We start from the raw sequence: 26737 nt of genomic DNA on the forward strand, positions 1-26737 counted from the left end.
GCTCTTTCAGGCCGACTCAAACGCTGTCGGGAACGAAACGACCTAATGTTTCGTCGTGACAGGCAGTTTTGTAACATTGAACCCAAGATACGTCAATATGACTGACATAAATTTCTCAGGCATGGCTGCCAAGCCCGATTCGCAGGGAGACGATCACGCTCCTGCGGCGGGCGGACGCGACCTGCGCTGGGACATCATCGAGCTGTTGTTCTTCGCCTACCGCGACTTTGTCGGCGACGCCGACCAGGAGCTGGAGGCATTCGGTTTCGGCCGCGCCCACCACCGCGTCATCCACTTCGTCACCCGCTATCCCGGCCTGAAGGTCGCGGACCTGCTCGACGTCCTGCGCATCACCAAGCAATCGCTCGGGCGCGTGCTCAAGCAGCTCTTGGACGAGGGCTACATCGTGCAGAAGACCGGCAACAACGATCGCCGGCAGCGCCTGCTCTACGCGACGCCCAAGGGCGAGGCGCTGGTCGCCAAGCTCGCAGGGCTGCAGACCGACCGCATCAACCGCGCGATCGCCGGGATCGATCCGGCCGGCGTCGAGACCGTTCGCCAGTTCCTCCGCGCGATGATCGACCGCGACGATCCCGACAAGGTGCTCGAAGCGATCTTCGGCGGCGGCAAGAAAACAAGGGAGTGAACCTGGTGCAGGCTGCAACCATGATGCGCGCGCCGGTCGAGCCGGCCGACGACGCGCCGCATCTTCTGCTGGTCGACGACGACCGGCGTATTCGCGACCTGCTGTCGCGCTTTCTGTCCGGCGAGGGCTATCGTGTCACGACGGCGATGAGCGCCACCGACGCGCGCGCCAAGCTGCTCGGGCTGCATTTCGACCTGCTCATCCTCGACGTGATGATGCCCGGCGAGAACGGCTTCGACCTCGCCCGCTTCATCCGCACCTCCTCGACGGTGCCGATCATCATGCTGACTGCCCGCCATGAGGCGGAGGCCCGCATCGAGGGCCTGCAGATCGGCGCCGACGACTACGTCGCCAAGCCGTTCGAGCCGCGCGAGCTGGTGCTGCGCATCGGCAATATTCTCAAGCGCACCGCGCCGCCGCAGGTCACGGTGGTCGAGCAGATCGCATTCGGCCCCTACATCTTCCACATCGAACGCAGCGAGCTGCGCCAGGGCGAGGAGATCATCCATCTCACCGACCGCGAGCGCGAGATGCTGCGCATCCTCGCCAGCGCTCCCGGCGAGACCGTGCCGCGCGCCGAGCTGACCTCTGGCGGCACCGTCAACGAACGCGCGGTCGACGTGCAGATCAACCGCCTGCGCCGCAAGATCGAGCACGATCCCGCCAATCCGCTGTTCCTGCAGGCGGTGCGCGGCATCGGCTATCGCCTGGTTGCCTCACCCTGAAGCGCGATGAGATTGTAATGAATCTTCATCGCGCTTCAGGTCCTCATTTGAGCATGATCTTGTCGGAAAACCGCTACGCACTTTTCCGGATCATGCTTTAGAGCATCCGCATGAGCACGCTCGACTCCGGCCTGACCCTGATCAAGAACGCCTCGCAGCGCGTCTCGAAGGCGAACGGCTGGATGGGCAATGCGTTCAAGAGCTGGATGCCGACCGGCCTCTACGCCCGCGCGCTGCTGATCATGATCGTGCCGATGGTGATCCTGCAGACCGTGGTGGCGTTCGTGTTCATGGAGCGGCACTGGAACACGGTGACGCGGCGCCTGTCGGCCGCGGTGGTGTCCGACATCGCCGCGCTGATCGACGTCTACAAGAATTATCCGCAGGACAAGGACCGCGCCCAGCTTCGCCACATCGCCCAGAAGCTGCAGCTGGTGGTCGACTTCCTCCCCGCCGGCGACATGCCGCCGCCGGGGCCGAAGCCGTTCTTCTCGCTGCTCGACCAGACTCTCTCGGTGCAGCTCGGCCGCCAGATCAGCCGTCCGTTCTGGATCGACACCGTCGGCAAGTCCAATCTGGTCGAGATCCGCGTCCAGCTCGACGATTCCGTGATGCGGATCTTCGCCCAGCGCAGCGCGGCCTACGCCTCCAATTCGGAGATCTTCATCTTCTGGATGCTCGGCACCTCGACGATCCTGTTGATCGTCGCCGTGCTGTTCCTGCGCAACCAGATCAAGCCGATCCTGCGGCTCGCCGACGCCGCCGAAAGCTTCGGCAAGGGCCGCGAGGCGCCGAACTTCCGGCCGCGCGGCGCGCGCGAGGTGCGGCGCGCGGCACAGGCCTTCATCGAGATGAAGGCGCGCGTCGAGCGCTCGATCGAGCAGCGCACCGCGATGCTCGCCGGCGTGTCGCACGATTTGCGCACCATCCTGACCCGATTCAAGCTCGAGCTCGCCCTGATCGGCGAAGGTCCCGAGATCGACGCGATGCGCAAGGACGTCGACGAAATGTCGATGATGCTGGAGGACTACCTCGCCTTCGCGCGCGGCGATTCCGGCGAGGTCGCGCAGCCGACCGACATGGCGATGGCGCTGGAGGAGCTGCGCAGCGACGCCGAGCGCCACGGCCACACCGCGACCGTCGCATTCCACGGCCTGCCCGTGGTCACAGTGAAGCCGGCCTCGTTCAAGCGCTGCCTCGCCAACCTCGTTTCCAACGCGGCGCGCCACGCCAACACGATCTCGATCACCGGCCAGCGCGACCACCGCTATCTCAACATCACGGTCGATGACGACGGCCCCGGCATTCCCCCCGCCATGCGCGAGGAAGTGTTCAAGCCGTTCCTGCGGCTCGACGATGCCCGCAACCAGGACGAAGGCGGCAGCGGGCTCGGGCTTGCGATCGCCCGCGACATCGCGCGCTCGCATGGCGGCGATATCATGCTCGGCGAAAGCCCGATGGGCGGCCTGCGCGCGCAGGTGCGGGTGCCGGTGTAGCCTGAGCTACCAGCGGTAGGACAAGGCCTGCGCGCAATGATGGCGGTGCCAAAACGCCACGGCCTCTCGCGATGAGAGGCCGTGTTCGAACGCGCGGGCAGCAGTCGAAGGCGCTGCGCCTTACTTCTGCTTGGGCAGCAGGCCCTTCAGCTTTTCCATGTCCTTGATATTCATCTTCATGCCGCCGGGCATGATGATGTCACCGGGCTTCTGGTCGCTCTTGCAGGCGCCGAGCCATTTCGCCTCGATGGTCATCGTGGTGTCGCGGGAGCCCGCCGCGCCGCCCTCGGCATGCGAGGTGCTCTTCACCGTGTAGGCGGAATTGAAATCGCCGACGATCTCGGCATGGCTCTGCATCGACATGCCGGCGACGCTGCACACGCTGTCGCTGACATAGCCGGTCGCGGTCTTCTGGACGTCCTGCTTGGAGCAGACTTCCTTGGCCATCGGCGAGGCGGCAGCGCTCATCTCCTTGTCGGTGGTCTCGTCGGTGCAGTGCTGCATGGTGATTTCCGGCATCGGACCGCCGGTACGCACCATCTTCATCTCCCACAGACCGGCTTTCCGGATCGGCAGGTCGACGGCGCTTGCAGCGCCAGTGGACAGGACAAGGCAAACGGCAGAGCCAAGCAAGGCAAGCTGTCGGGTCATGCGGCTAGCTCCCGGCTGAACGATTAGGATATGGAGCGCGCTCAGTAGAGCGTGCGCACCGGCCTCTGCGCCGAGCCATAGGGTACCCAGCGGCAGGCGAAAGAGATGTAGCCGCCCGGATAGCGCTGCACCGCAAGGAACTTGGCGACCTTGCCGTAGGAGGCACAGTGATCGACGGCGAGTTGCCGGGCGTCGGTCTGGGTCGCCAGGCTATAGGCGATGATACCGCCGGTATCATTGCCCTTGAACGGCGGCACCGGCTGCATCCAGTCGGCTTGCGCCGGACCAATGGCCAGCATCCCGCAAACGGCAACCAGGCACGCGGCCAATTTCCTTCGCATCGCAGACTCCATTTCGCTTGGTGCCAACATAGAGTGCGCCGGCGACGGTGAAAAGAACGAGCCGGCAGCTAAAGGTGGACTTCTCGGCAGGTGTTGCCGCGCTGCACTTGACCTTGCCGGGGCTTCACGGCACCGTCCGGCGCATCGGATAATCGGGTGGATTCCCATGCGCAGCCTGTTCAACTCCCGCAACAAACTCGGCCATAAGCTTGGTCTCGGCGCCGCAGTCCTGGTCGGCATGCTGGCTTTCGGGGGCACGGCCCAGGCGGCCAATCCGTTCGAGCTGAATTTCTGGCTGTCCGGACCGCGCTATGACGGCAACGTGGCGCCCTGCGAAAGGGCGCTCAGCGTGATCAGCGATCAATTCCATGAGAAGGAAGCCACCTTCTGGAATTCGCCGCTCGTGATCACCGGTTTCAGCCGGATTCACGAAACCGCCTTCCGCCCCTGGCAGTCCGACAACATTCCGCGCCGCTATTGCTCGGGCGATGCTATGCTCAGCGACGGGAAGGTGCGCAAGGTGCACTATTCGATCATCGAGGATGGCGGTTTCGCCGGCGTCAGCGATGCTCTGAGCGTCGCCCCTGGCGTCGAATGGTGCGTCGCCGGGCTCGACCGCAACTGGGCCTATAATCCGAATTGCAAGGCCGCCCGGCCCTGATCTCCGACCGGATTGGTAAAACGGAAGCCGCCGCCATTCAGACGGCGGCTTTTGTTCTTGAAATGTTCCGGCGGCCTGCTAGGCTCCGAACGGTCGCGTGAGGGGAGCGTTTGATGCCTCGGTTGGTTACAATTTCCCGATTTCTGATTTCGATTGCCTTTGTTCTGACCGGAGCGGTGGGGGCTTCGGCCCAGGATCGCCGCCAGAATGCGCCCGGCGAGTTCGATTTCTACGTGCTGTCGCTGTCCTGGTCGCCGTCGTTCTGCGAGGCGGCGAGCGAGCGCGGCAACAACGGACGCGGCACGCAGGCGCAGTGCGGCGGACGGCCCTACTCCTTCGTGGTGCACGGCCTGTGGCCGCAATATGAGCGCGGCTTTCCGGAATACTGCCAGCGGCCCTCACCGCGGCTGGCGCGCAACATCATGACCTCGATGCTCGACCTGATGCCGGCGCCCGGACTGATCTACAACGAGTGGGACAAGCACGGCACCTGCTCCGGGCTCGGCGAGCGCGCCTATTTCGAAGCCATCCGCAAGGCTCGCGCCGCGGTGAAGATCCCCGAGGAATTCCTGCAATTGTCGGAGCCGAAGACGGTCGCGCCCGATGAACTCGAGGCGGCGTTCATCAAGGCCAATCCGGGGCTCAGCAACTCCGCGATCTCGGTGACCTGCGACAGCAAGCGGCTCAGCGAAGTGCGGATCTGCCTCAGCAAGGATCTGCAATTCCGGTCCTGCGAGGAAATCGATCGCCGCGCCTGCCGCCGCGATCAGGTGCTGATGCCGCCGGTTCGCGGCGGCTGAAGCCTGCTCCACGTCATGGCCGGGTGGACGCGCGTCGTCGCGCGGAGCGTCACGGTCGTCGGCGCCGTCACGAAACCGGCGAGACGAGGCGCAGATGCTCGGGAGCCGGCTTCGCCGAGCTCTGACGTTAACCTCGCCGAAGCTTGAGCGAAGGCCGGGACAGGCCGGGCGTGACGAAGTACAACATGCGCACCCTCAGGAGCGCAGCGCGATAACAGCATGAACTACCGTCACGCCTTTCATGCCGGCAACTTTGCCGACGTCATCAAGCACATCGTGCTGGTGCGCATGCTCACCTATTTGCAGGAGAAGCAGGCGCCGTTCCGCGTCATCGACACCCATGCCGGCGCCGGCATCTATGATTTGACGTCCAGCGAAGCGCAGCGCGGCGGCGAATGGCTCACCGGCATCGCGCGATTGATGCAGGCGCGACTCTCCGACAAGGCATTGCCATTGATCGGGCCCTATCTCGACATCGTCAGGGCATTCAATCCGAGAGGCGAATTGAAAACCTATCCGGGATCGCCGCTGATCGCGCGGGCGCTGCTGCGTCCGCAAGATCGTCTGACGGCCTGCGAGCTCGAGCCCGGCGCGCGCAAGCAGTTGATCGATGCGTTGCGACGCGACGCGCAGGCGCGCGTCGTCGATCTCGACGGCTGGATGGCGCTGCCCGCATTCGTACCGCCGAACGAGCGGCGCGGCCTGGTGCTGATCGATCCGCCGTTCGAAGCGAAGGATGAGTTCGAGCGGCTGGCCGGTGCTTTTGCGGAAGCGTATGCGAAGTGGCCGACCGGCGCGTACCTTTTGTGGTACCCCGTAAAATCCCGGAGGGCCACCGACGACCTCGCGCGCAGCGTGGCCACTGCAACAGCAAGCAGCAGGCCCGCCGGCAAATTCTTGCGTTTGGAATTCAGTGTGGCGCCGCAAGAATCCGACGCGGGCCTCGTTTCAACCGGCCTTTTGATAGTGAATCCGCCGTGGACGCTGGTGAACGAGCTGAAGATCATCCTGCCCGAACTCGAGAAGCCGCTTGGTCAGGGCGGCGCGGCACGCTTCAGACTCGAGACGCCTAAACATTGATCGGTAGCACCCACTGAAAAGTTCGATTTTGAGCATAGGCAATTTGCGCGGAACCGTATTATGCTCATCCTGTTACGACTGGCTTTACGTTCCGCTTCCGCGAATGGTTGCGGCGGAGTGACAAGGCCGAAATAAAATCCAGGCAGACCGGCGGCGTGACGCCGGCCTGTCCAGGTGGCCAAGCTTCCGACAAGCGAATGTCGGTCAACCGCTACGCGGCGTGCGCGTAGCGGTGGAGCAATACGGGGGAGGAGTTTCCCGATGGCCATGACTGGGACAGTCAAGTTCTTCAACGGAGAGCGTGGCTACGGCTTCATCAAGCCTGATGATGGCGGCCGCGATGTGTTCGTTCACATCACAGCTGTCGAGCGTGCAGGATTGAAGGACCTGACTGAAGGACAGCGCATTACGTTCGAGGTTGAACCGGACAAGAAGGGCAAGGGCCCGAAAGCCGTCAACCTGGTGGTTTCATGACGAACCCTCGCGATGCGCGGTTCGTCTTGAACGGCGAATGAAGCGTTGCGTGTGAGTTGATTGCCGGGCGCGTGGCTCGCGCTCGCTGCATGACCGCCTGCATGATGCGGACGCGACTGACGGTGCCCGCATATCAGATGCGTGCGGCCGACCGGCCGGCTGCGCTGATGCCGTGGCGTTGACGCTGCCGCGCGCGATGTCGCCCTGACCTGCGCAAAGAAAAACCCGGCCGCGCGAGGCGCGACCGGGAGTTGAGATCAGACGTTTTCTTGTTCTCAGAAGTGATAGTTGATGCCGGCGCGAACCAGGCTGAAGCTGTAGCCGTTCGACGCACCGCCGGTGACCGTGAAGTTGCTGTTGGCGAGATCGACGTAGAGATATTCGATCTTGGCGCTCCAGTTCGGTGCGAAGCCCATTTCGGCGCCGGCGCCGACGGTGAAGCCCGCGTTGGTGTGGCTCTCCGTCATGCCGAAGGTCTCGCCGCGCAGTTCGCCGAAGGCGAGACCGCCGGTCGCGTAGAAGAGCACGTTGTTGACCGCATAGCCGGCGCGGCCGCGCACGGTGCCGAACCACGGGTTTGAGAATTTCCAGGGCGCAAACCGGTCGTCGGCCGTGGAGCCCTGGATATCGGCCTCGAAACCGAACACCCAAGGTGAGCCGTTCTGGAAGTTGTAGCCGGCCTGCACGCCGCCCACGAAGCCGGACGGCTTGGTCGGGTTGTTCTCGACCGAGCCCCAGCCATAGCCGACGTTGCCGCCGAGATAGGGGCCGGCCCAGCTATAGGCATTGAGCGGCTGATAAACGGTGTAGGGCGAACCGTAGTTGAGATCGGCCGACGCCGCGGAGGTCGTCCAGCCTGCGACGATCAGTGCCAGCGCACGCGCAACCAACCGGGTCATAGCTACTCTCCACCACGCAACTGCCGCAGCCCGCTGGCCCCAGGGCCGGCGTGGTTACGGAATTCCACTTTTTCGCTAAGGTTTATCGAGAGTTTTAAGTTAAAGGGCTGTTAAGCCCGGTTACCGGCCCGCTCATCAGTCTTAACAATGTGTTACCCACCGGTCGCGGCCGCGGCGCGGGGTCGGTAACCTGCTGCGATCGGGGCTGTTTTCCGGTGCCGCCAACGCTGGCGAGCGGTCTCCCAAGCGCTTAGTTTACGGCCCATGGTTCACGATTCTCCCGAGCGCCCGACGCCGGCCGCCAAGACTGACCTCAAGGCCGTCTCCAAGCCGCGGCGCGGTTCAAAGTCCGACCTGCCACAGGACGACCTGACGCTCGACACAAGCGATGTCGATCCCGAGACCTCCGCCGCCGAGGAGGAGGATGACGCGCGTCTGCCCGAGGCTGCCGAGGACACCACCGAGGCGGTCGCCGAGGGGACGCTCTCGGTCGGGCACGCCGCGATCGAGAACGCGGTCCGCCTTGCCCCCACCTCGCCCGGCGTCTACCGCATGCTCAATGCCGCCAACGACGTGCTCTATGTCGGCAAGGCGAAGAACGTCAAAAAGCGGCTGTCGTCCTATGCGCGCGCCAACGCGCCGCTGCCGGCGCGCATCCTGCGCATGATCGCAGCGACCACGCATGTCGAGATCGTCTCGACCATGACCGAGACCGAGGCGCTGCTGCTCGAGGCCAATCTGATCAAGCAGCTCCGCCCGCGCTTCAATGTGCAGCTGCGCGACGACAAGTCGTTTCCCTATATTCTGATATCAGGCGACCATTGGGCGCCGCAGATCCTCAAGCATCGCGGCGCGCAGTCGCGGCCTGGTCGCTATTTCGGCCCGTTCGCCAATGCAGGCGCGGTCAACCGCACGATCACGGCGCTGCAGCGCGCGTTCTTGATCCGCTCCTGCACCGACGGCTTCTTCGAGAGCCGCAACCGGCCCTGCCTGCTCTATCAGATCAAGCGCTGTGCAGGCCCCTGCACGCGCGAGATCGACTTCCCCGGCTATAGCGAGCTGGTGCGCGAGGCGACCGAATTCCTGTCCGGCCGCAGCCACGCGGTGAAGGAATTGCTCGCGGCCGAGATGGAGAAGGCTTCCGGCGAGCTCGAATTCGAGACCGCGGCGCTGTACCGCGACCGCCTTGCGGCGCTGTCGGCGATCCAGTCGCAGCAGGGCATCAATCCGCGCACGGTCGAAGAGGCCGACGTGTTCGCGATCCACCAGGAAGGCGGCTATTCCTGCGTCGAGGTGTTCTTCTTCCGCACCGGCCAGAACTGGGGCAACCGCGCCTATTTCCCGAAGGCCGAGAAGAGTTTTACGCCCGAGGAGGTGCTGTCCTCCTTCCTCGCGCAATTCTACGACGACAAGCCGCCGCCGAAGCTGATCCTGCTGTCGCACGAGATCGAGGAAAGCACGCTGCTTGCCGACGCGCTGTCGGTGAAGGCCGGATCCAAGGTCGAGGTCTCGGTGCCCAAGCGCGGCGAGAAGAAGGAGCTGATCGGCCACGCGCTGACCAATGCGCGCGAGGCGCTCGGCCGCAAGCTCGCCGATACCGCAACCCAGAGCCGGCTGCTGGAAGGCATGGTCACGACGCTCGGCCTGCCGCACACGCTGCGGCGCATCGAGGTCTACGACAACAGCCACATCCAGGGCACCAACGCGGTCGGCGCGATGATCGTGGCGGGACCCGACGGGTTCATGAAGAACCAGTACCGCAAGTTCAATATCAAGTCGGAAGGGCTGACGCCCGGCGACGACTACGGGATGATGCGCGAGGTGCTGGAGCGCCGCTTCAAGCGGCTGCTGAAGCCGCCGGAGGGCGAGGCGGCCAAGGTCGACGACAAGGCGGACGACGAGTCGTTCCCGCAATGGCCCGATCTCGTCATCATCGACGGCGGCCGCGGCCAGCTCAACGCGGTCAGGGAGATTTTCGCAAATCTCGGGTTGACCGGGGTCTCGCTGATGGCGGTCGCCAAGGGGCCGGAGCGGGATGCGGGGCGCGAAACCCTGTTCATGCCGGACCGCGAGGCCATCAAGCTGGAGCCGCGCGACCCGGTGCTGTATTTCATCCAGCGGCTGCGCGACGAGGCCCACCGCTTCGTGATCGGCTCGCACCGCAAGCTGCGCAAGAAGGACATCCGGGAGGCCGGCCTGCAGGAGATCCCGGGCATCGGCCCGTCGCGCAAACGTGCCTTGCTGCACCACTTCGGAACGCTCAAGGAGATCGAGCGGGCCTCGATCGCCGACCTCGGCAAGGTTCCCGGCGTCAGCGCCGAGAGCGCCCGCAAGATTTTCGAGTTTTTCCACGCCCAGCCGGGTTAAACCAAAGGCGAGTCATCAGGGCGTCGCCTGCGACAGGGCATCTAGGGCATGATGCGGCAAAGTGCGAGGCGGCTGTCCGAAAAGATCATGCTTAAACAACGAGCTAAGGCGCTATGACGTTTCCGCGTAATCTCGCCGCGCTTTGGCGCCCGCACGGTTGACCTTCTCGCTTCAGCGGTATTGGTAGAACGGATGAACATCGCCACGACCCGGGGACAGACCAAGACCATGTCCCTCCCAAATATCCTGACCTACGCTCGGATCGCCGCCATCCCGGTGGTGATCGGCTGCGTCTACTGGCAGTCGATCCTGGACGGCCCGCTGTGGCTGCGCTGGGTGGCGCTTGCCGTGTTCATTGCGGCGGGGATCACCGACTATCTCGACGGCTATTACGCCCGGATGTGGGACCAGCAGTCCGCCTTCGGCCGGATGCTCGATCCGATCGCCGACAAGCTGCTGGTCGCCTCCAGCCTCTTGATGCTGGCCGCCGACAATTCGATCCACGGCTGGACGCTGTGGGCGGCGATCGTGATCCTGTGCCGCGAGATCCTGGTCTCGGGCCTGCGCGAATATCTCGCGGGCTTGCGGGTCAGCGTACCCGTCACCAAGCTCGCCAAATGGAAGACGACGATCCAGCTGGTGGCGATCGGCTTTTTGATCGCCGGCGAAGCCGGCGAGCAGGTGTTCCCGGCCACCACCCTGATCGGCATCGTGCTGCTGTGGATGTCGGCGATCTTCACGATCTACACCGGCTGGGATTACTTCCGCGCCGGCATCCATCACCTCATCAAGGAGGATGAGGGATGAAGCTGAAATATTTCGCCTGGGTACGTGAACGCGTCGGCAAGGCCGAAGAGACCGTCGAGCCGCCGGCCGAGGTGCGCACCGTCGCCGACCTGATCGGCTGGCTGACCGCGCGCGACGATGCATATGCTTATGCGTTCGAGAAACCCACGGTGATCCGCGCCGCGATCGACCACGCCCATGTCAAGCAGGATGCGGCCATCATCGGCGCCCGCGAGATCGCGTTCTTCCCGCCGATGACCGGCGGCTAAATCCAATCATGTCTGTTACTGCGACCATCCGTATCCAGCAAGCCGACTTCGACGTCGCGCAGGAGATCGCGGCCTTGAGCAAGGGCCGCAGCGATGTCGGTGCGGTGGTCAGCTTCAGCGGCATCTGCCGCGGCAGCGAACAGGGCGAGCCGATCGCCGCGCTGACGCTCGAACATTACCCTGAAATGGCGGAAGCCGAGATTTCGCGTCACGCCGACGAGGCACTGGCGCGCTGGCCGCTGCAGGGCCTCACCATCATCCACCGCTTCGGCCGCATCGCGCCGGGCGAGAACATCGTGCTGGTCGTGACCGCCTCGGCGCACCGGCAGGCCGCGTTCGAGGCAGCCGAGTTCCTGATGGACTATCTGAAGACCAACGCGCCGTTCTGGAAGCGCGAGGAAAGTGCGCGCGGCACGAATTGGATCGAGGCGCGCGACCATGACGACGCGGCCGCCGCGCGCTGGACCAAATCCTGATGGCCAAGCGCAGCAAAGTGCCGGCAAAGCGCAGCCCGGCCGCGCCGAAAGCGCCGAAGGTCGGCGCCGGCGAGCTTCACAGCCTGTTCGATTACCTGCGCTACGCGGTGAGCCGCTTCAACGCGGCAAAGCTGGTGTTCGCGCACGGCACCACCGATCCGGTGGCCGAAGCCGCGTTCCTGGTCTCCGAGACACTGCATCTGCATCCCGACCAGTTCGAGAATTTCGCGACCGCGCGCGTGACGCTTGCCGAAGGCAAGCAGATCCTCGACCTGATCGAGCGGCGGATCGCGACGCGCAAGCCGGCCGCCTATCTCGTCAACAAGGTCTATATGCGCGGCCTGCCGTTCTATGTCGACGAGCGCACCATCGTGCCGCGCTCCTTCATCGGCGAATTGCTGGATTCGCATTTCGGCGGCGACGAGGACGGCACGTCGCTGATCGGCGATCCCGCGGAGGTCGAGAGCGTGCTCGACCTCTGCACCGGCTCGGGCTGCCTTGCGATCCTGGCCGCCCGGCATTTTGCCAACGCCGCGGTCGACGCAGTCGATATTTCAAAGGATGCGCTCGAGGTCGCCGCGCGCAACGTCGCCGACCACGGCCTCGACGACCGCCTGACGCTCCATCGCGGCGATCTGTTCAAGCCGCTCGGCAACAACAGATACGATCTGATCATTTCCAACCCGCCCTATGTCGACGCCGAAGGCATGGCGGCATTGCCGCGCGAGTGCCGCGCCGAGCCGAAGATCGCGTTCGACGGCGGCCCTGACGGGCTCGATATCGTCCGCCGCCTGCTCGATCAGGCCAAGCAACATCTGACCCCGCAGGGCGGGCTCCTCTGCGAGATCGGCCGCGGCCGCGACAATCTCGAGGCCGCCTATCCGAACCTGCCGCTGCTCTGGCTCGACACCGAGGACTCCGAGGGCGAGGTGTTCTGGATCGCCGCCGCCGACCTCTGAGCCGCCCGGCGCGGCCGATCCGGACCAATACCGAGCCCGACTGCGGAACCGGATCGGACGAAACGAAATCGTGTGCAGTTCCAGCCGGTTCCGAAGATCGCAGGCCCGTCGAATCAACAATGGTGCTAAGCTTGCGCGCCGGGGATGTTCGGACGGAGGGCGCGGGCGCGCGACATGATTCGCATTTCGACGATCTTCATCGCCATCTGCATGGTGCTGGTCGCAGCCTCGCTCGGCTTCGTCCTGTATTCGGCGGCGGGCATCAGCGGATCGGAATCGGCGATCGTGGCGCTCACCGCCCTCACCTGCCTGATTCTCTACAACGCCGTCTCGATGCGGTTGCGCGACCGCAGCGATGTCGGCGGCCAAATTGCGGATCTGTCGCGCGGCACCGCCGACCTCGCCCGCCAGGTCGCCGAATTCGGCCGCCGGCTGGCCGCGGTGGAGGGCCGGATCGCTTCGGCCAATTCCACCAGCGCCGACCGCATGCAGGGCATGGCCGGCGAGATCAACGAGCTTGGCGGACTGGTGCGGCAGCTTGCGGCATCCATCGCCCATCATGAGGATCTGCTGGCAGCGGCTCCCGTGGCGCAGCCGGTACCGGTCGCCTCGCCGCGCGACGATCTGCTGCAACCCGTGGCGCCGGCCCCGACCGTCGTATTCGCGCCGCCGCCAGTTGCGCCTCCGCCGCCGGTCTCGCGCAGCCAGGCTCAGCTCGTTGCCGCGATCAGGCATGCGATCGACGAGAACCGGCTCGACATCTACCTGCAGCCGATGGTGACGCTGCCGCAGCGCAAGGTGCGCTACTACGAGGCGGTGACGCGGCTGCGCGACGAGCGCGACCAGGTGCTTGCCGCCGACGATTTCATCGAGGCCGCCGAGGCCGCCGGCCTGATCGGCCGCATCGATCACATGGTGATGCTTCGCTGCGTCCAGGTGCTGCGCCGCCTGATGATCCGCAGCAAGGATGTCGGCGTGTTCTGCAACGTCTCGGCGGCGACGCTGGCCAGTCCCGCGCATTTCACCCAGTGTCTCGACTTCCTCGAGGCCAACCGCGCGCTGGCGCCGTCCTTCGTGCTCGAGTTCAAGCAGGCGACCTTCCGCAATCTCGGCCCGATCGAGAGTGAAAACCTCGCGGCGCTGTCGCAGCGCGGCTACCGGTTCTCGATCGATCATGTCAGCGACCTCCGCCTCGAACCGCGCGAGCTCGCCGATCGCGGCGTCCGCTTCATCAAGGTGCCGGCGGCACTGCTGCTCGACACCAGGCAGAGCGCGACGTCAGATATCCATCCGTCCGATCTGTCCGACCTGCTCGGCCGCTTCGGCATCGACCTGATCGCCGAACGGATCGAGGGCGAGCGTTCGGTGGTCGACCTGCTCGATTACGATGTCCGGTTCGGCCAGGGCTTCCTGTTCGCACCGCCGCGGCCGTTGCGGCCGGAAGGGGCATCTGCTACCGCCGAAGCTCCGCAGGCCAAACCCCAGGACCTCAATGGCGCCGGCACTTCAGCATCCGTCTCCAGCCCAACAGCGCCGTCGCGCGCAACCGGCAGCGCCGCGCTGGCGCGCCGCGCGCTCGGTCCGAACTAGCCAACGGCCTGCATCATGACGTCATTGCGCTTCGTGGAGCAATTGCGCGACCTTGTCGGCGATGTCGACGTCGTGCTGTCGGACATCTGGGGCGTCGTGCACAACGGGCTCGAGTCCTTTCCCGAGGCCTGCGAGGCCCTGCACAATTTCCGCCAGCGCGGCGGCACCGTCATCCTGATCACCAACGCGCCGCGGCCGGCCGATTCCGTGCAGCGCCAGCTGCGCAAGCTCGGCGTTGCGGACGAGACCTATGACGCGATCGTCTCCTCCGGCGACCTGACGCGGCACTTCGTGGCCGACCATCCCGGCCAGAAGATCTTCTGGATCGGCCCCGAGCGCGACAGCTCGATCCATCGCGGCCTCGACGCCACCATGGTGCCGCTGGAGCAGGCGGACTACATCATCTGCACCGGCCTGTTCGACGACGAGACCGAATCCGCCGAGGACTATCGCGACACCCTGCTCAAGGCGCTCGAACGCAAGCTCACGCTCGTCTGCGCCAATCCTGATATCGTGGTCGAGCGCGGCGACCGGCTGATCTATTGCGCCGGCGCGGTCGCCGAACTCTATCGCGAGCTCGGCGGCGAGGTGATCTTCTACGGCAAGCCGCACCGGCCGATCTACGAGCGCGCCATGGCGCTGGCCACCGAGCGCCGCGGACATCCGACCGAACTCGGCCGCGTGCTCGCGATCGGCGATTCCGTGCGCACCGATCTCGCCGGCGCCCTTGGCTTCGGCATTGATCTCCTGTTTGTCACCCGCGGCATTCATTCCGAGCAGTTCGAGGGCATCGAGCAGCTCGATGCGACCTCGATCAAGGAACTGTTCGGCCACCCGCCCCGCGCGCTGATGCGCGAGCTGAAGTGGTAGCGGCCAACTCCACAGGGGGGCGCTGCCAAAATATCGAAAACAACCCCATGCAAAGGAGCCCGTGGCTGGCCTTCGTCCAACGAGCCAGCTTGACACGTCGGGCAACTCAGGGATATTCTTCTAATATTCCGAAATCGTGCACTCGCATCATGCTTCAGTCCCGTCATCCTGAGGAGCGCGCTCTTGCGCGCGTCTCGAAGGATGCACGGCCCCCAGCCGGGCCGTCGACCCTTCGAGACGCCGCTTCGCGGCTCCTCAGGGTGACGGTGATACGGCGCTGACCATTCGCTGACGCGCTATGAGATGAGGACGAGTTGTGATGCGATGAACGGCGCTTACGCCGTCGCCATGTCCGGGAAGACCGCCTCGATCTTGGTCTTCAGCGTCGCCGCGTTGAACGGCTTGACGATATAGTTGTTCACGCCGGCCTTCTTGGCCGCGATCACGTTCTCGGTCTTGGATTCCGCCGTGATCATGATGAAGGGCGTGGTCGCGAGATTAGGATCGGCGCGGACTTCCTTGAGCAGGTCGTAGCCGGTCATCGGCTCCATATTCCAGTCGGAAATCACCAGGCCGTACTTCTTGCCGCGCATCTTGTTGAGCGCCGCGGAGCCGTCGGAGGCATCGTCGATATTTTCGAATCCAAGCTGCTTGAGAAGATTCCGGATGATGCGGATCATGGTGCTGTAATCATCAACCACCAGAACCGGCATGGACAAATCAACCGCCATCTTTTCCCCCAAAACGCCTGACGCAACTTGGCTTCTGCACGAACGCAGCTTTCCGGCAACGAGTAACAGCAGGCGTTAAACAGCGCGTTAACCGGCTGAATCCGGATTGTTACGGATTTGACGCGATTTTCGGCAAGCTTGACTTCCACGCCGCCGCCGCGTCACGGTCCGGCCCGCAACAATCATGCTTAAGAATCCTTGAAGAATACCTGACATGAGCACCGGCTTTACCGTTATCCGCGACAACACCCCCGAAAGCGCCATCCCGAAGGGCGCCGTGGTCGCGATGGGAAATTTCGACGGCGTCCATCTTGGTCACCGCGCCGTGATCGGTGCGGCGCTGGCGATGGGCAAAGCGCACGGCGTGCCCGCGCTCGCCGTGACCTTCGAGCCGCATCCGCGCAAATTCTTCAGCCCGAACACCCCGCAATTCCGCCTCACGGACGAGACCAACAAGCTGCGGCTGCTCGCGGCGACCGGCCTCGCCGGTGCCGTCGTCATGACGTTCGACAAGGCGCGTGCCGGGACCACGGCGCAGGATTTCATTCACCATGACCTGATCCGCCGGCTCGGCATCAGCGGCATCGCGGTCGGCTACGACTTCCATTTCGGCAAGGGCCGGGTCGGCTCGCCGAGCCTGCTCGTCAGCGAAGCGCCGCGGCTCGGCATCGAGGTCGATGTGCAGGCGCATGTCGACATCGAGGAGCGGCCGGTCTCCTCCAGCGCGATCCGCATGGCGCTCGCCGAGGGCGAGGTCACCGATGCCACCACGATGCTGGGCGGGCCGTGGTTCGTCACCGGCAAGGTGATCCACGGCGAGAAGCGCGGCCGCGACCTCGGCTACCCCACCGCCAATATCCGCCTCGACAAGCATTGCGGCCTGAAGCACGGCATCTATGCGGTGCGGGTCGGCAAGGCACAGGGCAACGACACGGTGCGGTTCGACGGCGTCGCAAGCTTCGGGCGCCGGCCGACCTTCGACAACGGCGCGCCGCTGCTCGAAGTGTTCCTGTTCGACTTCAAGGGCGATCTGTACGACACGGTCCTCGATGTCGCATTCATCGGTTTCATTCGCGAAGAGCTGAAATTCGACACCATCGAGGCGTTGATACGCCAGATGGATGACGACAGCGCCAAGGCGCGCGCGCAACTCGCCGCCGCGCCGGACGCGTTCCCGCAGCTCGGAGCGATTGGTTGAAGACAGAAAAAGAGAAAATGCTGGCGGGCGAGCTCTATCGCCCGGATGCGGAGCTTGCCGCCGACCATACCGCGGCGGAACGTTGGATGGCGCGCTACAACAGATCGGGCGCGTCCTCCGCGGGCGAGTTGCACGCGCTGCTCGCCGAGCGCTTCCGAAAGGTCGGCAAGGGCGCCGTGATCCGCCCGCCGTTCTTCTGCGACTACGGCAGCAATATCAGCCTCGGCGACGGCGTGTTCCTCAACTTCAACTGCGTCATCCTCGACGTGGTCACGGTCGTGATCGGCGATCGCACCCAGATCGGGCCCGCGGTGCAGATCTATACCGCCGACCACCCGCGCGATGCCGAAACCCGGCGCGCCGGGCTGGAATTCGGTCGCCCGATCCGGATCGGCAGCGACGTCTGGATCGGCGGCGGCGCCATCATCCTGCCCGGCGTCACGATCGGCGACGGCGCCCTGGTCGGCGCCGGCAGCGTGGTGACGCGGGACGTCGCAGCCGGCACCATCGTGGCCGGAAATCCGGCCCGGCGGCGGCTGCCTGGCGCAGGATGAGGTTAGGTTAGATCAGTTTGACCGCGGGTTCGGTCCACCTCTCCCCGGCGGGGAGAGGTCGGCGCACCCGGATCGGCGCTTTGCGCCGTCCGAGCACAGGCTCCGCGCCGGGTGAGGGCTCTCGTTCCCTCGATAGACCGCAACCCCTCACCCGATTTGCTGCGCAAATCGACCTCTCCCGAGGGAGAGGTGGCACCTCCGCCGCCGCTCCAGCTCAACCTATCTCGCTCCAGGGGCGGTCCCCCGGAACGGTCCGCCGGCCACCGGGGGCTTTGCGATTTGCCCGCTTGGCTGCTATGGAAACCCCATGTTTTCGCGGCGCATCATACGGATTAGCGGCCCGGCTTCCGCCTGAGCCTGAAGGCTCGGCGCAAGACCGGGACTTTCGCCGTTTTCACCCGCGATTGATCGCGTATCCGCGCCCGCACCTGCCAAATCAGAGCTTTCATGTCCGACAAGCCGCAAAAGACCGACGCCAAAAAGACTGACACCAGGGACTATTCCAAGACCCTTTACCTGCCACAGACGGAATTCCCGATGCGCGCCGGCCTGCCCCAGCGCGAGCCGGAAATCCTGAAATACTGGAACGAGATCGGCCTCTACACCAAGCTGCGCCAGGAAGCCGAGGGCCGCGCCAAATTCGTGCTCCATGACGGCCCGCCCTACGCCAACGGCAACATCCATATCGGGCACGCGCTGAACAAGATCCTCAAGGACGTCGTGACCAAGAGCCAGCAGATGCTCGGCTTCGACTCCAACTACGTGCCGGGCTGGGACTGCCACGGCCTGCCGATCGAATGGAAGATCGAGGAGGAGAACTACCGCTCCAAGGGCAAGCCGAAGCCCGACTTCCGCGACTCTGCCGCGATGGTCGCGTTCCGCCGGGAATGCCGCGCCTATGCGACGCACTGGATCAACGTGCAGCGCGAGGAGTTCAAGCGGCTCGGCATCATCGGCGACTGGGATCATCCCTACCAGACGATGAGCTATCCGGCCGAGGCGCAGATTGCCCGCGAGCTGATGAAGTTCGCCGCCAACGGCACGCTGTATCGCGGCTCCAAGCCGGTGATGTGGAGCGTGGTCGAGAAGACCGCGCTGGCCGAAGCCGAGGTCGAATACGAGGACTACACCTCCGACATGGTGTGGGTGAAATTCCCGGTCACCTCGCCGGCGCATGGCGCGCTCGCCAATGCCTCGGTCGTGATCTGGACGACCACGCCGTGGACGCTGCCCGGCAACCGTGCGATCTCGTTCTCGCCGAAGATCGCCTACGGCCTCTACAAGGTGACGGATGCGCCCGCGGACAATTGGGCGAAGACCGGCGATCTGCTGATCCTGGCCGATGCGCTCGCCGCCGAGGTGTTCAAGCAGGCGCGCGTCACCTCCTATGAGAAGGTCCGCGATATCCCCGGCGACACGCTCGACGCCGTGGAATGCGCGCATCCGTTGAAGGGCTTTGGCGGCGGCTACGAATTCATCGTGCCGCTGCTATCGGGCGAGCATGTCACCGACGACACCGGCACGGGCTTCGTGCACACCGCACCGAGCCACGGCCGCGAGGACTTCGACGTCTGGACGGCCAACACCCGCGAGCTCGATGCGCGCGGCATCCCGACCGCGATCCCCTACACCGTCGACGAGAACGGCGCCTACACCGCGCAGGCGCCGGGCTTCACGGGAAAACGCGTGCTCAACGACAAGGGAGAGAAGGGCGATGCCAACGAGGCCGTGATCAAGGCGCTGATCGAGTCCGGCAAGCTGCTGGCGCGCGGCCGCCTCAAGCACCAATATCCGCATTCCTGGCGCTCCAAGAAGCCGGTGATCTTCCGCAACACCCCGCAATGGTTCATCGCGATGGACAAGCCCATCGCGATGAACGGCCATGCCAAGAAGGGCGACACGCTGCGCGCCCGCGCGCTGCACGCGATCTCGGTCACGCAATGGGTGCCGCCGGCCGGCGAGAACCGCATCAACGGTATGATCGCCAACCGTCCAGACTGGGTGATCTCGCGGCAGCGCGCCTGGGGCGTGCCGATCGCCGTGTTCGTGCGCGAGAACGCCGACGGCTCGGCCGAGATCCTGCAGGACGAGGTGGTCAACCAGCGCATCACCGAGGCGTTCATGGAGGAAGGCGCCGACGCCTGGTACATGGACGGCGCCCGCGAGCGCTTCCTCGGGAGCCGCGCGTCCGAGAACTGGAAGAAGGTCGACGACATCTGCGACGTCTGGTTCGATTCCGGCTCCACCCACGCCTTCGTGTTGGAGGACCGCCAGAACTTCCCGCAGCTCGGCAACATCGTCCGCAAGGTCGACGGCGGCAACGACACCGTGATGTATCTCGAAGGCTCGGACCAGCATCGCGGCTGGTTCCACTCCTCGCTGCTGGAAAGCGCCGGCACGCGCGGCCGCGCGCCTTACGACATCGTGCTGACCCACGGCTTCACGCTCGACGAGAACGGCCGCAAGATGTCGAAGTCGCTCGGCAACACGGTCGAGCCGCAGAAGGTGATCAAGGATTCCGGCGCGGATATCCTGCGCCTGTGGGTCTGCGCCACCGACTATGCCGACGACCAGCGCATCGGTCCGGAGATCCTGAAGAACACCATCGAGACCTATCGCAAGCTGCGCAACTCGATCCGCTGGATGCTCGGCACACTGCATCACTTCAAGCAAGCTGAGAAGGTCGCCTTCGCCGAGATGCCCGAGCTCGAGCGGCTGATGCTGCACGAGCTGGCCGGCCATACCGAGACCATCCGCAAGGCCTATGCCGCGTTCGACTACAAGACTGTGGTCGCAACGCTCGCCGCCTTCATGAACTCCGAGCTGTCGGCGTTCTACTTCGATATCCGCAAGGACACGCTGTATTGCGATCCGCCGTCCTCGCTGGCGCGCAAGGCGGCGCTGACGACAATCGACCTGCTGTGCGACGCGATCCTGAAATGGCTGGCGCCGATCCTGAGCTTCACCACAGACGAAGCCTGGCGGATGTACCGGCCGAACGCCGAGCCTTCGGTGCACCTCACGCTGTTCCCCGAGGGCCTCGAGCAGTTCCGCAACGATGCCCTCGCCGCGAAGTGGGACACGATCCGCAACGTCCGCCGCGTCGTCACCGGTGCGCTCGAGCTCGAACGCGCCGCCAAGCGGATCGGCTCCTCGCTCGAGGCATCGCCGGTGATCTACATCGCCGACCGCGAGATGCTGGCCACGCTGTTCGACATCGATCTCGCCGAAGTCTGCATCACCTCGAACTACGAGGTGCGCGAGGGCGAGGCGCCGGCGAACGCCTTCCGCCTCGATGCCGTGCCCGGCGTTGCCGTGGTGGTCGAGAAGGCGGTCGGCACCAAATGCGCCCGTTCGTGGAAGATCCTTCCGACGGTCGGCGAGGATCCTGAGTATCCCGACGTCTCGCCGCGCGATGCGCAGGCGCTGCGCGAATGGAAGGCGCTGGGGGTCACGGCTTGAATTCGCCCGTTCGCGCCGGCGTGCTGGCGGCGATCATCACCCTGATCGCCGACCAGGCCTCCAAGCTCTGGCTGCTCCATGTCCTCGACATCGCGCACCACGCCCCGGTGACGGTGACGCCGTTCTTCGACCTGGTGCTGGCCTGGAATCCCGGCATCAGTTTCGGCTGGTTCCAGAGCGAGACCCCGGCCGCCCAGATCCTGCTGATGGTGATCAAGGCCGCCGCCGTGATCGCGCTGGCGATCTGGATGGCGCGGTCGCGGACCTGGCTTGCGACGCTGTCGCTCGGCCTGATCATCGGCGGCGCCATCGGGAACGGGATCGACCGCTTCGCCTATGGCGCCGTGGTCGATTTCGCCCTGTTTCACGTCGAGATCGTCGGAAAAACCTATAATTGGTATATCTTCAACCTCGCCGACGTGGCGATCGTTGCTGGCGTGGCGGCCCTATTGTATGATTCCGTCGTGGGGACCCCCGCCGTAAAAGCGCCCTGATCCCGGCCGATACGAGCCGATCGGCGGTCGACCTGCACCCAGCGGAACTGAGCGGTAAGCCAGTGATCGCTCTGGCGAATTTTGAGATGGGAATAGCGCGATGCGCAACACCAAAGCCCGCGGAAATCTGATGGAGACCTCCCAGCTGTCGCTGCTGCGCGGCCTGCGTCTGGCGTTCGTTGTGGCCGGGATCGGCCTCGTGATGACCGCTGGCCCGGTGCGCGCCGGCGACGATGAAGATGACGGCGATGACGGCCTGACCTTCGAAGAGCGGATCATCGACAATCTAATGACCGGGCTCGGCGCCAAGAGCGCCGCCAGCAAGGGCATCGACTACCGCGAGCGCTCGCCGCTGGTGGTGCCGCCGAAGCTCGACCTGCCGCCGCCCGCCTCGACCACGCAGGTCAACGCGCCGAACTGGCCGAAGGACCCTGATATCGCCGCCCGCAAGGCCGCCATCGCGGCGCGCAAGAAAGAGGTCAAGAAGGAGCCGTGGCAGTCGGCGGTGGCGCTCACGCCGGCCGAGATCGAGGCCGGCCGCAAGCAGCAGACCGCCACCGAAGGCCGCAAGGAGCCGCTCGAGCCCGGCACGAACACCAATCCGTCGCTGATGCCGAGCCAGCTTGGTTACACCGGCGGTCTGCTCGGCATGTTCAAGGGCAACAGCAGCGAGTCCAAGCCGTTCAAGGGCGAGCCGACGCGCGAATCGCTGACCGAGCCGCCTCCGGGCTACCAGACGCCGTCTTCGGGCTTTGCCTATGGCACCGGCCCGATGCAGCCGGTGGCGAAGGAAGGCCAGTACGACGTCATGACCGGAAAACCGGTGCAGTGATCGCTTGGCCTCGGCGAACGAAGGCTGACATGGGCAAAGCTTAATGCGGGTGGACGTCCGTCTCTCCGCTTCGTGACGACGGGCACGGGAACGACCGTGTACGATGGCTTGCTTTCGCGCCCCGGCCGCATGTCCGGGCTTTCATAAGGACCGTGATGCGCTCTCGCCGATCGATTGCCCTGTTCGCCGCCGCATTTGTTTCAACGATCCCGCTGTCGGCGACCGGCCTCCGCGCCCAGACCACCGTCACCTCGGAACGCCCTGCCAGCTTCACGCTCGACAACGGCCTGCAGGTCGTGGTGATCCCCGATCACCGCACGCCGGTCGTGACGCAGATGATCTGGTACAAGGTCGGCTCCGCCGACGAGACGCCCGGCAAGTCGGGCCTCGCACATTTCCTCGAGCATCTGATGTTCAAGGGCACCGCCAAGCACCCGGCCGGCGAGTTCTCGCAGACCGTGCTGCGCGTCGGCGGCAACGAGAACGCCTTCACCTCCAACGACTACACCGGCTACTTCCAGCGCGTACCGCGCGAGCAGCTGCCCACCATGATGGAGTTCGAGGCCGACCGCATGACCGGCCTGATCCTGAAGGACGAGAACGTGCTGCCCGAGCGCGACGTCGTGCTCGAGGAGTTCAACATGCGGGTTGCCAACAACCCGGATGCCCGGCTCACCGAGCAGATCATGGCCGCGCTCTATCTCAACCATCCCTACGGCCGGCCGGTGATCGGTTGGCACCAGGAAATCGAGAAGCTCGACCGCGAGGATGCGCTCGCCTTCTACCGCCGCTTCTACGCGCCGAACAACGCGATCCTGGTCATCGCAGGCGATGTCGACGTCAAGGATATCCGCCCGCTGGTCGAGAAGAATTTCGGCCCGATCCCGGCGCAGAAGGCAATCGCCGAGAAGCGCGTCCGACCGCAGGAGCCGACACCGGCCGCCCCGCGCACCGTGACGCTGTCCGATCCGCGCGTCGAGCAGCCGAACCTGCGCCGCTACTATCTGGTGCCGTCGGCAACGACAGGGGCGGCCGGCGAGAGCCAGGCGCTCGACGTGCTGGCGCAATTGATGGGCGGCGGCGCCAACTCCTACCTCTATCGCTCGCTGGTGATCGACAAGGGCCTCGCGATCTCGACCGGCGCCGGCTATCAGGGCACCGCGCTCGATCCGTCGCAATTCTCGATCGCGGTGACGCCGAAGCCGGGCGTCGAGTTCGCCCAGATCGAGGACGCGATCGACAAGGTGATCGCCGACCTCGCGCAGAACCCCGCGCGCGCCGAGGATCTCGAACGGGTCAAGACCCAGCTCATCGCCGAGGCGATCTACGCCCAGGACAACCAGGCGACGCTGGCACGCTGGTACGGCGGCGCGCTGACCACCGGGCTCAGCATCGACGACATAAGAAGCTGGCCGGAACGGATTAGCGCCGTCACCGCCGAGCAGGTGCGCGCAGCAGCAGCCACCTGGCTCGACAAGAAGCGGTCGGTGACCGGCTATCTGATCAAGGATACTGCGCCGAAACGCGAGGAGAAGCGCTCGTGACCTATTCCCTCACCCGCCGCGCGGCGCTGATCGGCGGCGCCTGCGCCGCGCTGCTGACGCTGACGTCGGTGCCCTCGCAGGCCGCGGCCAAGATCCAGCGGCTGGTATCGCCCGGCGGCATCGAGGCCTGGTTCGTGCAGGACGCGACCGTGCCGCTGATCGCGATGGAATATTCCTTCGGCGGCGGCGCCAGCCAGGATCCGCCCGGCAAGTCCGGCGTCGGCAATCTGGTCGCCGACCTGCTCGACGAGGGCTCCGGCGATCTCGATTCCAAGACCTATCACGAACGGCTCGAGCGCCGCGCCATCGAGCTCAGCTTCCAGTCCAACCGCGATCAGTTCCGCGGTTCGCTGCGCATGCTCAAGGACAACAAGGACGAAGCCTACGACCTGTTGCGGATGGCGCTGAGCTCGCCGCGGTTCGAGCCGAAGGACGTCGAACGCATCCGCGCCCAGGTGATCTCGAACCTGCGCCGCGAATCGACCAATCCGTCCTCGCTGTCCGGCCGCAAGTTCCTCGAGCTCGCTTTCGGCGATCATCCCTATGGCAGGCCGGCGACCGGCACGCTCGAGAGCGTGCCCACCATCGAGATCTCCGATCTGAAGGACTATGTCCGCCGCATCATCGCCAAGGATACGCTGCGGATCGCCGTTGTCGGCGACGTCGACGCCGACACGCTCGGCAAGCTGCTCGACAAGACCTTTGGCGACCTGCCCGCCAAGGCCGAATTGACGCCGGTTCCCGACGTCGTGGCGACCAAGCCGCCGCAGCGCGCCTTTGTCCCGCTCGACGTGCCGCAGACCATCGTCACCTTCGGCGGCCCCGGCATCAACAGGCACGACCCTGATTTCATGGCCGCCTATGTGGTGAACCACATTCTCGGCGGCGGCGGGCTGTCGTCGCGGCTCTACAAGGAAGTGCGCGAGAAGCGCGGGCTGGCTTACTCGATCTATGAGGCGCTGCTCTGGATGGATCACTCCGCGCTGTTCATCGGCAACACCGGCACCCGCGCCGACCGTGCCGGCGAGACCATCGATGCGATCGAGGCGGAGGTCCGCCGCATCGCCGAGCAGGGTCCGACGCAGCAGGAACTCGACGAGGCGAAGTCCTATCTGAAGGGCTCGCAGATGCTGGCGCTCGACACCTCCTCCAAGCTCGCGCAGGCGATGCTGCAATACCAGCTCGACAAGCTGCCGATCGATTACATCGAGAAGCGCAGCGCCATCGTCGATGCGGTGACGCTCGACGACGTCAAGCGGGTCTCCAACCGGCTGTGGGGCAATGGCTTGCTCACCGTGATCGTCGGCCGCGCCCCGCAAGCCGCCGCGCAGCCGGTGTCGGCGCCGCCGAAGGCGAACTGAGGCGCTTCAGCGCGCCCCTACTTCATACACCACCGTCGTGGCCCCCCTCTCCCCACCCTCCCCCGCAAGGGGGGAGGGAGCCTGATGGGCGTGCTCACCTCACATGTATCCTCACCTAGATCGCGCAGATCGCGTCGAACGCTGACGTTTCGATTGTCAGGGACGCGCAAGCAGTAGGGCTCCCTCCCCCCTTGCGGGGGAGGGTTGGGGAGAGGGGTGAGCCGCGAGCTCAGACCGTAGACATCACAAGCGCTGCATCCACGCACCCCGAGCACACGCAACACAAACCCGCTATCCTGCGGCCGCCGATTCTTCCCTCCACGGGTGATGTCATGCTGCGGGTGTCCCGCGACCTTACGATCGACGAGAACGACATTGAGATCGTCTTTGTCCGCGCCTCCGGTCCGGGCGGGCAGAACGTCAACAAGGTCTCGACCGCAGCCCAGCTCCGCTTCGACACGACGAAGATTGCACTGCCGCCGGACGCGGCGCAGCGGCTGGCGCGGCTCGCCGGAAGCCGCATGACCAAGGACGGCGTGATCGTGATCCAGGCGTTCCGCTTCCGCACCCAGGAGCGCAATCGCGCAGACGCAATCGAGCGGCTGCTCGATATGCTCAGGGAAGCGATGGTGCGGCCGACACCGCGGCGGCCGACCAAGCCGACGCTCGGCTCCAAGCAACGCCGGCTCGAAGGCAAGAAGCGCCGCAGCGACATCAAGGCCGGCCGCGGCACGCGCCGCTTCGACGACTAGAGCGTCTTCGAGCGAAGCGCTCCAGCGAACGCCGGACACAGCGCACGCGCGGCGCTGCATCCGGGATCGATCATCGCGGCACTTGAGCAGACAAACGCGGGAAATGCGTTTGCGCGGAGATCATCGTCAAACAAGAAGCCGAAGCGCGCTAGACTAGCGCCTCAGCACATCTCATCGCGCCTTAGTACTTCTTGGTTCCCGGCGCCATCTCGGAACCGCCGGACTTCGGCGTCGTCGCGTGGCCGCTGCTGCTGCCGACCGTTCCCTTGTTGCCTGACTTGGCAGTGGCGCCGCCCTTCTGGCTCGGCGTCGGCTGCGCCGCCATTTCCTCATCGCCGCTGCCGGACATGCCGCCGCCCTGCTGCATCGTTCCTGCGCCCGGCGCGCCGCCGCGAAGCTGGGTGTTGGGTGTAGCCGCTCCCTGTGCCAGGACGGGGCCGGCCATCGCGGCCGAGATGGCAAGGGCGAGCACGCTGGTTTTTGCAAACGTCATCATTTCTCCTGGACTTTGATTGACGATGGAAGGAGCGACGCAGGTCGTGCGCCGTTTGCAGCGCCGACCCTAAAACCCCATCGCGCAAGACTGAATTTCCGCAAACGGCGCACACGCAATGCAAGCTGCGTCGTGTGGTGATCGTGCAGGGATTTCGCGGTCATTTTGCGGATTTGTCGTCCGCATATGCGGCAGCGACCGGTTCCGCGCCAAACCGCTGCCCAGC

27 protein-coding genes are annotated in these 26737 nt (G+C 65.1%); 22 read left to right on the forward strand and 5 right to left on the reverse strand.

The window, feature by feature from the left end; genetic code table 11:
• Positions 1-121: 121 nt before the first annotated feature.
• From QDT69_RS19710 to QDT69_RS19720, 3 genes are all read left to right on the forward strand, one after another.
• A complete protein-coding gene (locus QDT69_RS19710) occupies positions 122-646 on the forward strand; it encodes a MarR family transcriptional regulator (protein WP_162240923.1) in 525 nt (174 codons plus the stop codon).
• Positions 647-648: 2 nt separating this feature from the next.
• The gene (locus QDT69_RS19715) at positions 649-1371 is read left to right on the forward strand and encodes a response regulator transcription factor (protein WP_167529074.1); all 723 of its coding nucleotides are present in this window, start codon (positions 649-651) and stop codon (positions 1369-1371) included.
• Positions 1372-1481: 110 nt separating this feature from the next.
• Positions 1482-2867 (forward strand): ATP-binding protein, encoded by a 1386-nt coding sequence (locus QDT69_RS19720; protein ID WP_074130610.1) that lies wholly within the window; start codon positions 1482-1484, stop codon positions 2865-2867.
• A 120-nt stretch (positions 2868-2987) separates the two neighbouring features.
• Here QDT69_RS19720 and QDT69_RS19725 read toward each other — a convergent pair whose 3' ends face one another.
• A complete protein-coding gene (locus QDT69_RS19725) occupies positions 2988-3518 on the reverse strand; it encodes a DUF3617 family protein (RefSeq protein ID WP_050424909.1) in 531 nt (176 codons plus the stop codon).
• Between the two features lie 41 nt (positions 3519-3559).
• Positions 3560-3859 (reverse strand): hypothetical protein, encoded by a 300-nt coding sequence (locus QDT69_RS19730; RefSeq protein ID WP_279708126.1) that lies wholly within the window; start codon positions 3857-3859, stop codon positions 3560-3562.
• Positions 3860-4025: 166 nt separating this feature from the next.
• Between QDT69_RS19730 and QDT69_RS19735 the strand changes: the two genes are divergently transcribed.
• The 4 genes from QDT69_RS19735 to QDT69_RS19750 all read left to right on the forward strand — a co-directional run bounded on the left by QDT69_RS19735 (position 4026) and on the right by QDT69_RS19750 (position 6874).
• Complete coding sequence (locus QDT69_RS19735; RefSeq protein ID WP_279708127.1) at positions 4026-4520, forward strand: hypothetical protein; 495 nt, start codon at positions 4026-4028, stop codon at positions 4518-4520.
• Between the two features lie 113 nt (positions 4521-4633).
• Complete coding sequence (locus QDT69_RS19740) at positions 4634-5320, forward strand: ribonuclease T2 (protein WP_279708128.1); 687 nt, start codon at positions 4634-4636, stop codon at positions 5318-5320.
• 219 nt (positions 5321-5539) lie between these two features.
• Entirely contained in the window at positions 5540-6400 is an 861-nt protein-coding gene (gene rlmJ, locus QDT69_RS19745; protein WP_279708129.1) for a 23S rRNA (adenine(2030)-N(6))-methyltransferase RlmJ, read from the forward strand.
• Between the two features lie 261 nt (positions 6401-6661).
• On the forward strand, positions 6662-6874 hold the full coding sequence (locus tag QDT69_RS19750) for a cold-shock protein (protein ID WP_016844477.1): 213 nt from the start codon (positions 6662-6664) through the stop codon (positions 6872-6874).
• A gap of 275 nt (positions 6875-7149) precedes the next feature.
• On the opposite strand, the gene QDT69_RS19755 is transcribed toward QDT69_RS19750, so the two are convergent.
• Positions 7150-7773 (reverse strand): porin family protein, encoded by a 624-nt coding sequence (locus tag QDT69_RS19755; RefSeq protein ID WP_279708130.1) that lies wholly within the window; start codon positions 7771-7773, stop codon positions 7150-7152.
• A 264-nt stretch (positions 7774-8037) separates the two neighbouring features.
• Between QDT69_RS19755 and uvrC the strand changes: the two genes are divergently transcribed.
• The 7 genes from uvrC (at position 8038) to QDT69_RS19790 (ending at position 15090) form a co-directional block, all read left to right on the forward strand.
• Positions 8038-10140: an excinuclease ABC subunit UvrC gene (gene uvrC, locus QDT69_RS19760; protein WP_279708131.1), complete on the forward strand. Its 2103-nt coding sequence runs from the start codon at positions 8038-8040 to the stop codon at positions 10138-10140.
• Positions 10141-10332: 192 nt separating this feature from the next.
• On the forward strand, positions 10333-10947 hold the full coding sequence (gene pgsA, locus QDT69_RS19765) for a CDP-diacylglycerol--glycerol-3-phosphate 3-phosphatidyltransferase (RefSeq protein WP_016844474.1): 615 nt from the start codon (positions 10333-10335) through the stop codon (positions 10945-10947).
• Entirely contained in the window at positions 10944-11195 is a 252-nt protein-coding gene (moaD, locus tag QDT69_RS19770) for a molybdopterin converting factor subunit 1 (RefSeq protein WP_146986872.1), read from the forward strand. The genes pgsA and moaD overlap by 4 nt, the downstream gene beginning before the upstream one ends.
• 8 nt (positions 11196-11203) lie before the next feature.
• Entirely contained in the window at positions 11204-11671 is a 468-nt protein-coding gene (locus QDT69_RS19775) for a molybdenum cofactor biosynthesis protein MoaE (protein WP_279708132.1), read from the forward strand.
• Positions 11671-12630, forward strand: a complete 960-nt coding sequence (gene prmB, locus QDT69_RS19780; RefSeq protein WP_279708133.1) for a 50S ribosomal protein L3 N(5)-glutamine methyltransferase — start codon at positions 11671-11673, stop codon at positions 12628-12630. Before QDT69_RS19775 ends, prmB begins: the two co-directional genes overlap by 1 nt.
• A 174-nt stretch (positions 12631-12804) precedes the next feature.
• The gene (locus tag QDT69_RS19785) at positions 12805-14220 is read left to right on the forward strand and encodes an EAL domain-containing protein (RefSeq protein ID WP_279708134.1); all 1416 of its coding nucleotides are present in this window, start codon (positions 12805-12807) and stop codon (positions 14218-14220) included.
• Between the two features lie 15 nt (positions 14221-14235).
• On the forward strand, positions 14236-15090 hold the full coding sequence (locus QDT69_RS19790) for a TIGR01459 family HAD-type hydrolase (protein ID WP_279708135.1): 855 nt from the start codon (positions 14236-14238) through the stop codon (positions 15088-15090).
• 335 nt (positions 15091-15425) lie between these two features.
• Here QDT69_RS19790 and QDT69_RS19795 read toward each other — a convergent pair whose 3' ends face one another.
• Positions 15426-15821 carry a response regulator gene (locus QDT69_RS19795; protein WP_016844467.1) on the reverse strand — a complete coding sequence of 132 codons (396 nt, stop codon included), beginning with the start codon at positions 15819-15821 and terminating at the stop codon, positions 15426-15428.
• Positions 15822-16035: 214 nt separating this feature from the next.
• Here QDT69_RS19795 and QDT69_RS19800 point away from each other — a divergent pair, with 214 nt between their 5' ends.
• The 8 genes from QDT69_RS19800 to arfB all read left to right on the forward strand — a co-directional run bounded on the left by QDT69_RS19800 (position 16036) and on the right by arfB (position 26018).
• Positions 16036-17019 carry a bifunctional riboflavin kinase/FAD synthetase gene (locus QDT69_RS19800; RefSeq protein ID WP_279708136.1) on the forward strand — a complete coding sequence of 328 codons (984 nt, stop codon included), beginning with the start codon at positions 16036-16038 and terminating at the stop codon, positions 17017-17019.
• Positions 17020-17036: 17 nt separating this feature from the next.
• On the forward strand, positions 17037-17573 hold the full coding sequence (locus tag QDT69_RS19805; protein WP_279708230.1) for a sugar O-acetyltransferase: 537 nt from the start codon (positions 17037-17039) through the stop codon (positions 17571-17573).
• A gap of 447 nt (positions 17574-18020) precedes the next feature.
• Positions 18021-21035 (forward strand): isoleucine--tRNA ligase, encoded by a 3015-nt coding sequence (gene ileS / locus QDT69_RS19810; protein ID WP_279708137.1) that lies wholly within the window; start codon positions 18021-18023, stop codon positions 21033-21035.
• Positions 21008-21529: a signal peptidase II gene (gene lspA / locus QDT69_RS19815; RefSeq protein ID WP_279708139.1), complete on the forward strand. Its 522-nt coding sequence runs from the start codon at positions 21008-21010 to the stop codon at positions 21527-21529. The genes ileS and lspA overlap by 28 nt, the downstream gene beginning before the upstream one ends.
• 100 nt (positions 21530-21629) lie before the next feature.
• Entirely contained in the window at positions 21630-22361 is a 732-nt protein-coding gene (locus tag QDT69_RS19820) for a hypothetical protein (RefSeq protein ID WP_279708140.1), read from the forward strand.
• 155 nt (positions 22362-22516) lie between these two features.
• Positions 22517-23905: a pitrilysin family protein gene (locus QDT69_RS19825; protein WP_279708141.1), complete on the forward strand. Its 1389-nt coding sequence runs from the start codon at positions 22517-22519 to the stop codon at positions 23903-23905.
• Between the two features lie 26 nt (positions 23906-23931).
• On the forward strand, positions 23932-25266 hold the full coding sequence (locus QDT69_RS19830) for a pitrilysin family protein (protein WP_279708231.1): 1335 nt from the start codon (positions 23932-23934) through the stop codon (positions 25264-25266).
• A 332-nt stretch (positions 25267-25598) separates the two neighbouring features.
• Positions 25599-26018 carry an alternative ribosome rescue aminoacyl-tRNA hydrolase ArfB gene (gene arfB, locus QDT69_RS19835; RefSeq protein WP_279708142.1) on the forward strand — a complete coding sequence of 140 codons (420 nt, stop codon included), beginning with the start codon at positions 25599-25601 and terminating at the stop codon, positions 26016-26018.
• Positions 26019-26199: 181 nt separating this feature from the next.
• On the opposite strand, the gene QDT69_RS19840 is transcribed toward arfB, so the two are convergent.
• Complete coding sequence (locus tag QDT69_RS19840) at positions 26200-26511, reverse strand: hypothetical protein (RefSeq protein WP_279708143.1); 312 nt, start codon at positions 26509-26511, stop codon at positions 26200-26202.
• Positions 26512-26737 lie beyond the last annotated feature (226 nt).

The organism is Bradyrhizobium sp. CER78 (assembly GCF_029846235.1).
Taxonomy (GTDB): domain Bacteria; phylum Pseudomonadota; class Alphaproteobacteria; order Rhizobiales; family Xanthobacteraceae; genus Bradyrhizobium.

Coding starts and splice junctions, on each gene's coding strand:
- QDT69_RS19710 (WP_162240923.1), top strand. CDS start 122: ATGGCTGCCAAGCCCGATTCGCAGGGAGACGATCACGCTCCTGCGGCG.
- QDT69_RS19720 (WP_074130610.1), top strand. CDS start 1,482: ATGAGCACGCTCGACTCCGGCCTGACCCTGATCAAGAACGCCTCGCAG.
- QDT69_RS19725 (WP_050424909.1), bottom strand. CDS start 3,518: ATGACCCGACAGCTTGCCTTGCTTGGCTCTGCCGTTTGCCTTGTCCTG.
- QDT69_RS19730 (WP_279708126.1), bottom strand. CDS start 3,859: ATGCGAAGGAAATTGGCCGCGTGCCTGGTTGCCGTTTGCGGGATGCTG.
- QDT69_RS19735 (WP_279708127.1), top strand. CDS start 4,026: ATGCGCAGCCTGTTCAACTCCCGCAACAAACTCGGCCATAAGCTTGGT.
- QDT69_RS19740 (WP_279708128.1), top strand. CDS start 4,634: ATGCCTCGGTTGGTTACAATTTCCCGATTTCTGATTTCGATTGCCTTT.
- rlmJ (WP_279708129.1), top strand. CDS start 5,540: ATGAACTACCGTCACGCCTTTCATGCCGGCAACTTTGCCGACGTCATC.
- QDT69_RS19750 (WP_016844477.1), top strand. CDS start 6,662: ATGGCCATGACTGGGACAGTCAAGTTCTTCAACGGAGAGCGTGGCTAC.
- QDT69_RS19755 (WP_279708130.1), bottom strand. CDS start 7,773: ATGACCCGGTTGGTTGCGCGTGCGCTGGCACTGATCGTCGCAGGCTGG.
- uvrC (WP_279708131.1), top strand. CDS start 8,038: ATGGTTCACGATTCTCCCGAGCGCCCGACGCCGGCCGCCAAGACTGAC.
- pgsA (WP_016844474.1), top strand. CDS start 10,333: ATGAACATCGCCACGACCCGGGGACAGACCAAGACCATGTCCCTCCCA.
- moaD (WP_146986872.1), top strand. CDS start 10,944: ATGAAGCTGAAATATTTCGCCTGGGTACGTGAACGCGTCGGCAAGGCC.
- QDT69_RS19775 (WP_279708132.1), top strand. CDS start 11,204: ATGTCTGTTACTGCGACCATCCGTATCCAGCAAGCCGACTTCGACGTC.
- prmB (WP_279708133.1), top strand. CDS start 11,671: ATGGCCAAGCGCAGCAAAGTGCCGGCAAAGCGCAGCCCGGCCGCGCCG.
- QDT69_RS19785 (WP_279708134.1), top strand. CDS start 12,805: ATGATTCGCATTTCGACGATCTTCATCGCCATCTGCATGGTGCTGGTC.
- QDT69_RS19790 (WP_279708135.1), top strand. CDS start 14,236: ATGACGTCATTGCGCTTCGTGGAGCAATTGCGCGACCTTGTCGGCGAT.
- QDT69_RS19795 (WP_016844467.1), bottom strand. CDS start 15,821: ATGGCGGTTGATTTGTCCATGCCGGTTCTGGTGGTTGATGATTACAGC.
- QDT69_RS19800 (WP_279708136.1), top strand. CDS start 16,036: ATGAGCACCGGCTTTACCGTTATCCGCGACAACACCCCCGAAAGCGCC.
- QDT69_RS19805 (WP_279708230.1), top strand. CDS start 17,037: ATGCTGGCGGGCGAGCTCTATCGCCCGGATGCGGAGCTTGCCGCCGAC.
- ileS (WP_279708137.1), top strand. CDS start 18,021: ATGTCCGACAAGCCGCAAAAGACCGACGCCAAAAAGACTGACACCAGG.
- lspA (WP_279708139.1), top strand. CDS start 21,008: ATGGAAGGCGCTGGGGGTCACGGCTTGAATTCGCCCGTTCGCGCCGGC.
- QDT69_RS19820 (WP_279708140.1), top strand. CDS start 21,630: ATGCGCAACACCAAAGCCCGCGGAAATCTGATGGAGACCTCCCAGCTG.
- QDT69_RS19825 (WP_279708141.1), top strand. CDS start 22,517: ATGCGCTCTCGCCGATCGATTGCCCTGTTCGCCGCCGCATTTGTTTCA.
- arfB (WP_279708142.1), top strand. CDS start 25,599: ATGCTGCGGGTGTCCCGCGACCTTACGATCGACGAGAACGACATTGAG.
- QDT69_RS19840 (WP_279708143.1), bottom strand. CDS start 26,511: ATGACGTTTGCAAAAACCAGCGTGCTCGCCCTTGCCATCTCGGCCGCG.